The organism is Burkholderia sp. KBS0801 (genome assembly GCF_005937855.2).
Taxonomy (GTDB): Bacteria; Pseudomonadota; Gammaproteobacteria; order Burkholderiales; family Burkholderiaceae; genus Burkholderia; species Burkholderia ambifaria.
The window spans coordinates 1,711,706-1,719,605 of sequence record NZ_CP042177.1; the positions used below are offsets into that span (position 1 = coordinate 1,711,706).

At 71.8% G+C, this 7,900-nt stretch carries 6 protein-coding genes; 5 read left to right on the forward strand and 1 reads right to left on the reverse strand.

The window, feature by feature from the left end:
* Positions 1-2 precede the first annotated feature (2 nt).
* The 5 genes from FFI87_RS08245 to FFI87_RS08265 are packed head-to-tail and all read left to right on the forward strand — an operon-like array spanning position 3 to position 5,784.
* Positions 3-1,022 carry a TauD/TfdA family dioxygenase gene (locus FFI87_RS08245; RefSeq protein ID WP_138847747.1) on the forward strand — a complete coding sequence of 340 codons (1,020 nt, stop codon included), beginning with the start codon at positions 3-5 and terminating at the stop codon, positions 1,020-1,022.
* Entirely contained in the window at positions 1,012-1,863 is an 852-nt protein-coding gene (locus tag FFI87_RS08250; RefSeq protein ID WP_138847746.1) for an ABC transporter ATP-binding protein, read from the forward strand. Before FFI87_RS08245 ends, FFI87_RS08250 begins: the two co-directional genes overlap by 11 nt.
* Positions 1,860-3,953 (forward strand): Fe(3+)-hydroxamate ABC transporter permease FhuB, encoded by a 2,094-nt coding sequence (gene fhuB / locus FFI87_RS08255; protein ID WP_138847745.1) that lies wholly within the window; start codon positions 1,860-1,862, stop codon positions 3,951-3,953. Before FFI87_RS08250 ends, fhuB begins: the two co-directional genes overlap by 4 nt.
* Entirely contained in the window at positions 3,950-4,750 is an 801-nt protein-coding gene (gene fhuF, locus FFI87_RS08260; protein WP_138847744.1) for a siderophore-iron reductase FhuF, read from the forward strand. The genes fhuB and fhuF overlap by 4 nt, the downstream gene beginning before the upstream one ends.
* Positions 4,747-5,784 carry an ABC transporter substrate-binding protein gene (locus FFI87_RS08265; protein ID WP_138847743.1) on the forward strand — a complete coding sequence of 346 codons (1,038 nt, stop codon included), beginning with the start codon at positions 4,747-4,749 and terminating at the stop codon, positions 5,782-5,784. Before fhuF ends, FFI87_RS08265 begins: the two co-directional genes overlap by 4 nt.
* A 216-nt stretch (positions 5,785-6,000) precedes the next feature.
* Here FFI87_RS08265 and FFI87_RS08270 read toward each other — a convergent pair whose 3' ends face one another.
* Entirely contained in the window at positions 6,001-7,746 is a 1,746-nt protein-coding gene (locus tag FFI87_RS08270) for a cyclic peptide export ABC transporter (protein ID WP_012363854.1), read from the reverse strand.
* Positions 7,747-7,900 lie beyond the last annotated feature (154 nt).

Sequence of the window (7,900 nt, forward strand, 5' to 3'; positions counted from 1 at the left end):
GCATGACCCTGCTTTCGTTGCCGACGCTCGACGACCTGCGTATCGAGCCGGGGCTGCCCACCGTCGTGTCGCCGCGCGGCGCCGACGGCATGTCGATCGACGAAGTCGCGCCGCTGGCGCGTGCCATCGCGGCCGACACGCTCGAACGGGCGGGCGGTGTGCTGTTCACGGGCTTTCACGTGCCGTCGATCGATGCGTTCCAGCAGTTCGCGGCATCGTTCGGCGAGCCGCTGATCGGCTATGAATATGCGTCGACGCCGCGCAGCCAGGTCGAAGGCGCCGTCTACACGTCGACCGAATACCCGCCGCACCGCGCGATTCCGCTGCACAACGAGCAGTCGTACACGCGTGAGTGGCCGCTGCGGATCTGGTTCCACTGCGCGCTCGCGGCGCCGAAGGGCGGGGCGACGCCGATCGCCGACAGCCGCGCGGTTTATCGCGCGCTCGATCCGGCGCTCGTCGCGCGCTTCGAGCAGCGCGAGCTGCTGTACGTGCGCAATTTCGGCCAGGGGCTCGACCTGCCGTGGCAGCAGTCGTTCGGCACCGACGAGCCGGCCGAGGTCGAGCGGATGTGCGCGGCGCGCGGGATCGAATGCACGTGGCGCACCGACGACGACGGCGAACTGCTGCTGCGCACGCGCGAACGCTGCCAGGCCGTCGCGCGCCATCCGCGCACCGGCGACCGCGTGTGGTTCAACCAGGCGAACCTGTTTCACCTGTCCGCGCTCGACGACGACATGCAGGAAGCGCTCGTCGATGCGGTCGGGCTCGAGAACGTGCCGCGCAACGTGTACTACGGCGACGGCGCGCCGCTCGAGGCCGATGCGCTCGCGGAGATCCGCGGCGTGCTCGAGCGCCAGCGCATCGTATTCCCGTGGCGCACGGGCGACGTGCTGATGCTCGACAACATGCTGACCGCGCATGCGCGCGACCCGTTCGAAGGGCCACGCAAGGTGGTCGTGGCGATGGCGCAGAGCTACACGGTCCCGCGCGCGACCGAACGGAGGACCGATGACGCGTAGTACCGCCGCGCTTGCCGCGCGCGGATTGACGGTGGGCTATCGCGACCATGTCGTGATCGACGGGCTGGACCTGTCGATCGCGGCCGGCCGCGTCACGGCGCTGTGCGGCCCGAACGGCTGCGGCAAGAGCACGCTGCTGCGTACGCTCGCGGGCCTGCAGCCCGCGCGTGCGGGCCACGTCGACGTGAACGGCAAGCCGCTCGCGTCGTTTCGCCGTCGCGCGCTCGCGCGCGAGCTCACGATGCTCGCGCAGTTCAACCAGATCCCGTCGGGGCTGACCGTGCGCGAGCTCGTCGCGTACGGCCGCTACGCGTATGGCGGCTTCCTGCGCGGGCTGTCGCGTGCCGACCATGCGGCGATCGACGAGGCGCTCGACACGAGCGGCCTTGCCGGCGACGCCGAGCGTGACGTCGGCGCGCTGTCGGGCGGCGAGCGCCAGCGTGCGTGGATCGCGATGGCGCTCGCGCAGCAGGCGCCGATCGTGCTGCTCGACGAGCCGACGACCTATCTCGACATCCATCACCAGCTCGACATCCTCGACGCGCTGCGCGCGCTGAACCGCGCGCGCGGGCTGACGATCGTATGGGTCCTGCACGACCTGAACCAGGCGGCCGCGTACAGCGACGAGATCGTGCTGATGCGGGCCGGCCGCCTCGTGGCGCAAGGTTCGCCCGACGCGATGCTGGAGCCGGCGCAGCTGCGCGCCGCGTTCGGCGTCGACATGCTGAAGCTCGCGCATCCTCAGACGGGCGCGCCGATGTGCGTGCCGGCCTACGGGCCGCCGGCATCCGACACGCCGCCCGCGTTCGAGCATGCGGTCGATCGGGATATCGCCGTATGACGACGGTCGCGGGGCGCCAGCGGCTCGCGGCGAGCGGGCAGCGCACGGTATCCGGCCGCCGCGCCGGTGCGATCGCGCTCGGCCTCGTCGTGCTGATCGCCGTACTGGCGGTGCTGCGCGTCGCGCCGGACCTGCGCGTGTGGTGGAACGCCGTGCCGGGCAGCGACGCCGCCGCGCTCGCGGGCGTGTTCCTGTTCGATCTCAACCTGCCGCGCGTCGCGGCCGCGCTCGTCGCGGGCGGCTGTCTCGGCATCGCGGGCGCGCTGTTCCAGTCGCTCACCCGCAACCCGCTCGCGTCGCCCGACCTGCTCGGCGTGACGGGCGGCGCGCAGCTCGGCCTGCTCGCGGCGATGCTGGTGCCGGCGCTCGCCGGGGTCGCATCGGTGCCGCTGCTGTTCGTCTGCGGGCTGATCGCCGCCGCGTGCGCGATCGTCGCGGCCGGCGGCTGGCGCGCGACGCCGTTGCGGCTCGTGCTCGCGGGCAGTGTCTGCATGCTGCTGTTCGCGGCGCTGTCGACACTCGTGCTCGCATTCTTCGAGCAGAACATCGCCGGCGCCGCGCTGTGGACCAACGGCAGTCTCTATCAACCGGGCGCGACCGGGCTCGCGCTCGCCGCGCGCTGGCTCGTCGTGCCGCTCGTCGCGCTGCCGTTCGTGATCCGGCCGCTGAATCCGCTCGCGCTCGGCGACGAGGCGGCGGCCGCGGCCGGCGTGCGCGTCGATGCGACGCGGCTCGCCGCGACGATCGTCGCGGTCGCGTTCACGAGCGTCGCGGTCAGCATCGCGGGCCCGCTGTCGTATGTCGGGCTCGTCGCGCCGAACCTGCTGCGCCAGGTGCGCGGGGCCCGGGCGGCGCGGCTCGGCGTGCTGGTGCCGTTGTCGGCGCTCGCGGGCGGTGCGCTCGTGCTGGTCACCGACAGCGCGGTGCTCGCGTCGGGTCTCGACGCGACGCTGTCGACGGGTGTCGCGATCGCGCTCGTCGGCACGCCGCTGATGCTCGCGATGATCCGGCGCGGCGCCGCGTGGTCGGGCGTGCTGCATGCGCAAGCCGAACGCGCGGCCGGCAGCGGCCCGACGCGCCTGGTCGGCTGGCTCGAAGGGCTCGGCTGGCCGCTGCGCACCGTGCTGTTCGTCGCGGCCGGCGTGCTCGCGGTGTTCGTCGGCGTGTCGGCCGGCCCCGAATGGCTGTCGCCCGCGCGCTGGCTGGCCGCGCTGTCGGGCCACGATGCGCTCGCGCGGATGCTGATCGACCTGCGCATGCCGCGGCTGCTGTGCGCGCTCCTCGCGGGCGCGCTGTTGGCCGTGAGCGGCGTCGCGATGCAGAGCGTCGTGCGCAACCCGCTCGCCGGCCCCGAAGTGCTCGGCGTCACGCAGGGCGCGGGGCTCGTCACGCTGTTCGCGTTGTCGACGTGGCCGCTGATGGGCCACGTGACGCTCGCCGCGGCCGCGTTGACCGGCGGTGCGCTGTCGCTCGCGATCACGCTCGCGCTGAATCATCGGCATCGTTACGCACCGCTCGCGGTCGCGCTGACCGGTATCGCGATCGGCGCGCTGTGGACCACGCTCGCGCAATGGCTGATCACGCAGGAAAGCGTGCAGCCCGCGCGCTTCGTCGTCTGGCTCGTCGGCGGCACCTACGGCCGCAGCTGGGGTGAGGTATCGATGCTGCTGCCGTGGTGCGTGCTTGCGATCCCCGTATTCGCGTGGCTCGCGCGGCCGCTCGACATGCTCGCGCTCGGCGACGACCAGGCGGCCGCGCTCGGCCTGCCGGTCGCCGCGTTGCGGCCGCTCGCGCTGACGATCGCGACGCTCGCGGCTTGCGCGGCCGTCGCGGCGGTCGGGCCGGTCGGCTTCATCGGACTGATGGCGCCGCACGTCGCGACGATGCTCGGCGCACGCCGGCATCGCACGCGGCTGTGGCTCGCGGCCGCGTGTGGCGCGCTGATCCTCGGCCTCGCCGATCTGGCGGCGCGCACGGTCGTCGCGCCGCGCGAAGTGCCGGCCGGCGTGCTGACCGCGCTGATCGGCGCGCCGTACCTGCTCGGGCTGCTGATCGTCGAGGGGCGCCGCGCCCGGCGCACGGGGCGATGACAGCGGCGCTCGACGGCGCATGCGCCACGCGCTTTTCCACGTTCGCGCCGGAGCCGTTCGCCGGGTATCTCGACGTCGTATGGCTCGGGAGGCCCGACGACACGTACGCGCCGGGCCGTATCGTCGTGCCCGTGAGCGCGCTGCCCGAGCATCGCGACGCCGTGCTCGACGCGATGGTGCGCCACTACGGCGGCGATCCGGCGCAGCATGCGCGCGCGCTGATGTCGCAATGGAGCAAGTACTACTTCGGCCGCGCGGCGCCCGCCGGCGTGGTGGCCGCGCTGACGCTCGGCCGGCCGCTCGACATGGCGCCGGAACGCACATTCGTCGCGCTCGACGACGGGATGCCGGCCGCGCTGTATTTCGCGCCGGACGCGCTGGGCGCGCCGTGCAGCGAGCCCGCGCCGCGCTATGCGGGGCTCGTCGCGCATCTCGGCGCGGTGATCGACCTGCTCGCGGCAATGGGCCGCGTCACGCCGCGCGTGCTGTGGAGCAACGCGGGCAACCTGCTCGACTATCTGCTCGACACGTACCGGTCGCTGCCGTGCGTGGCGGATCCCGTTCGTGATGCGGACTGGCTGTTCGGCGCGTCCTGCGTGCACGGCGAGCCGAATCCGCTGCGCCTGCCGGTGCGCGATGCCGTGCCGCGCTCGCCGCTGCTGCCGACACCGTTTCGCGCACGCCGCGTGTGCTGCCTGCGCTATGAAATTCCTGGAGAAACGCAACTGTGTGGAAGCTGCCCCCTGCTATTGACGATGGACGACGCGGCGCTGGCCGGGCAGGACGCGATCCGGTGACGCGTGCCGGCCGCCGCCATGCGCTCGCCGCGCTGGCCGCGCTCGGCGCCGCGTGCTGCGGCGCGCTGGTTGCACCGGCCGTCGCATTCGCTGACGACGCGCACGGCGGGCCGGGCAGCACGGCCTCGCCACAGGGCCGCTGGCTCGCCGGCAACCCCGTCGTATCGCAGGCGAGCGCGACGATGCCCGTGCGGCCGCAACGCGTGGTCGCGCTCGACTTCATGTTCGCGGAAAGCGTGATCGCGCTCGACCTCGTGCCGGTCGGCATGGCCGATACGGCGCTCTATCCGGGCTGGCTCGGCTACGGGAGCGACCGGCTCGCGCATGTGACCGACATCGGCTCGCGCCAGGAGCCGGGGCTCGAGGCGATCGCCGCGGTGAAGCCCGATCTCATCATCGGCGTCGGCTTCCGGCATGCGCCGATCTTCGCCGCGCTCGACCGGATCGCGCCGACGATCCTGTTCCAGTTCAGCCCGAACGTGTCGGAAGACGGCGTGCCCGTCACGCAGCTCGACTGGATGCGGGAGATCTTCCGGACGATCGGCGCCGTCACCGGGCGCGACGCGCGTGCGAAAGCGATCGACTCGCAACTCGACGCGGGAATCGCACGCAATGCGGCGCGGCTCAGGGCGGCCGGGCGCAGTGGTGAACGCATCGCGCTGCTGCAGGATCTCGGTCTGCCCGACCGCTACTGGGCCTATACGGGCAACAGCACGTCGGCGGGGCTGGCGCGCGCGCTCGGGCTCGAGCCGTGGCCGAAGAAGCCGACGCGCGAAGGCACGCTCTACGTGACGTCCGCCGATCTGCTGCGGCAACGCGATCTCGCCGTGCTGTTCGTCACCGCAACGGGGATGGACGTGCCGCTGTCGTCGAAACTCGATTCGCCGGTGTGGCGGTTCGTGCCCGCGCTGCGCGACCACCGGATCGCGCTCATCGAGCGCAATATCTGGGGGTTCGGCGGGCCGATGTCGGCGCTCAAGCTGGCCGACGTGATGACCGATACGATGCTGAAGCTGCCGGCCGTCGTGCGTTGAACGGCAGCGCGCCGTGAGCGGGCGGGGCGGTGTGGTCGGGAACCGCGTTGCCGTCCGCATGCCGCCCGAACGGGCTGCAACATCTGCGTGGCGTCACGCGCACGCACGCCAAACCACATGTTCTTCCGGCTGTTCCGAATCTTCCCGATCCTTCCAACCTGATACCGCCCGCGCGCCGCAACCACTGCGCGCAGGCGGCCGGTGTTCACGACATGCTTACGCACTCAGCGCATCGACACCCGCTGGTGCGCGTGAACGCGCGGGCGTCGTGTCGCTGACGATCTGACCGTTGTCGAGCTTCAGCAGCCGATCGGCGAGATCGAAATAGCGGTCGTCGTGCGTGATCACGATCACGGCCTTGCCGCGTGCGCGCAGCTCGGGCAACAGCTGCTCGTAGAACACGGCCTTGAACGACGGATCCTGGTCGGCCGCCCATTCGTCGAACAGGTAGAACGGGCGGTCTTCCAGATACGCGACGACGAGCGCGAGCCGCTTGCGCTGCCCGGTCGACAGCGCACGGTTCGAGAACGCGCCGTCGACGACCTTCACCTTGTGATCGAGCGCGAGCTTCGCGACCAGCGCGTTCGCGCGCGCATCGGCCTGCGTGCGGGCGGGATCGTCCGGATCGACGATGCCGAGCAGCGCATCGAACAGGTGGAAGTCGTTGAACACCGCGCTGAAGCGCTGCCGGTACGCGGCGCGCTCGCGCCAGCCGATCGTGCGGCCGTCGACCTCGATCGTGCCTTCCTCCGGCTCGTAGAGCCCGGTCAGCACCTTCGCGAGCGTCGTCTTGCCGCTGCCGTTGCCGCCGACGATGAACACGAGCTCGCCCGGCCGGATCGTCAGGTCGATCGGCCCGATGCGGAACATCCGTTCGTCGCGCTCGTGGAAGTACGCATGCGTGACGCCGCGCAGCGTGACGGCGCCGGCCGGCGGCACGTCGGGCGCGTCGCTGGCCGGCGGCACCGTGCGCAGCGCGCCGAACTCGGCCATCACGCCTTCGATGCGCCCGAGCGACACGCGCGCCGCGTTGACGGTCGGCAGGTTGTTCAGCAGCCCGTCGAGCGGCACCAGCATGAACAGGAACACGACGACGTAGCCGGCCGCGGTACCGGCATCGGCATGCACGCCCAGCTGCGGCCAGAACGCGGCCGCGCCGAGGAACACGTAGAACAGGAAGATGATCCAGCCCACGCCGACCGCATACGCGCTGAACGCGCGGCGGCGGTGGTCGCGCACCTCGCCGATCGCGGCGCCGAGCTGGCCGTCGACGAACTGGCGTGCGCGCGCGTCGTGCAGCTTCAGTTCCTTCGCGCCGGAGAACAGCGAGCCGAGATAGCCGAACAGGCGGTCCTGCGCCTGGCCGGCCGCTTCGAGCGACGCGATCGCGCGGCGATCGCCGGTGTGATAGCCGAGCGAGCCCGCGATGATCGCGGTCAGCGCGAGCACGCACACGGGCCACGACAGCCACGCGAGATAGCCGAGGCAGCCGAACACGATCGAGCCGTGCATCACCAGGTTCGGCAGCGCGAAGAACAGCATCGACACGTTGGTCGCGTCGTCGGTCAGCACCGACTGCACGGGCGCCGCGCCGATCCGCTCGATGTCGCGCAGCTCGGCCGCGCCGACGCGCCGCGCGAGATGCACGCGCAGCCGCGCCATCGTGTCCTGCGACAGCCGGGCGAACAGCGTGCCCGACACGATTCGCGTGACGAGCGCGATCACCGCGCACAGCGCGAAGCGCCACGCGAGCGACGCATCGGCCGCGCCGGGCTGCGCGAGCGCGCGGTTCAGCGTCGCGACGAGCAGCACGCTCGCGACGCCGTTGAGCACGCAGGCGACGAGCGCCAGCGCGAGCGACGCGCGGCTTTCGCGCAGCAGCGCGAGGATCAGGCGGGCCGCGGGGCGGCCGGGGGAGGCGTCGAGGGACGGCGGGGAAGAAGGCTCGTGGGCAGCTGTCATCGGCAACGTCGGTAAATGAAGGGCAAGCAAACCGTGCGGAAACGGCAAGACTGACGTGAAAGCAGCGCGCGGGCCGGGCCCGGTTGCGGCTTTCCTTCCTGATAGACGAACGGGCCGCGCAAATATTTAGTCGCATCGCAAAAAAGTGCATTCG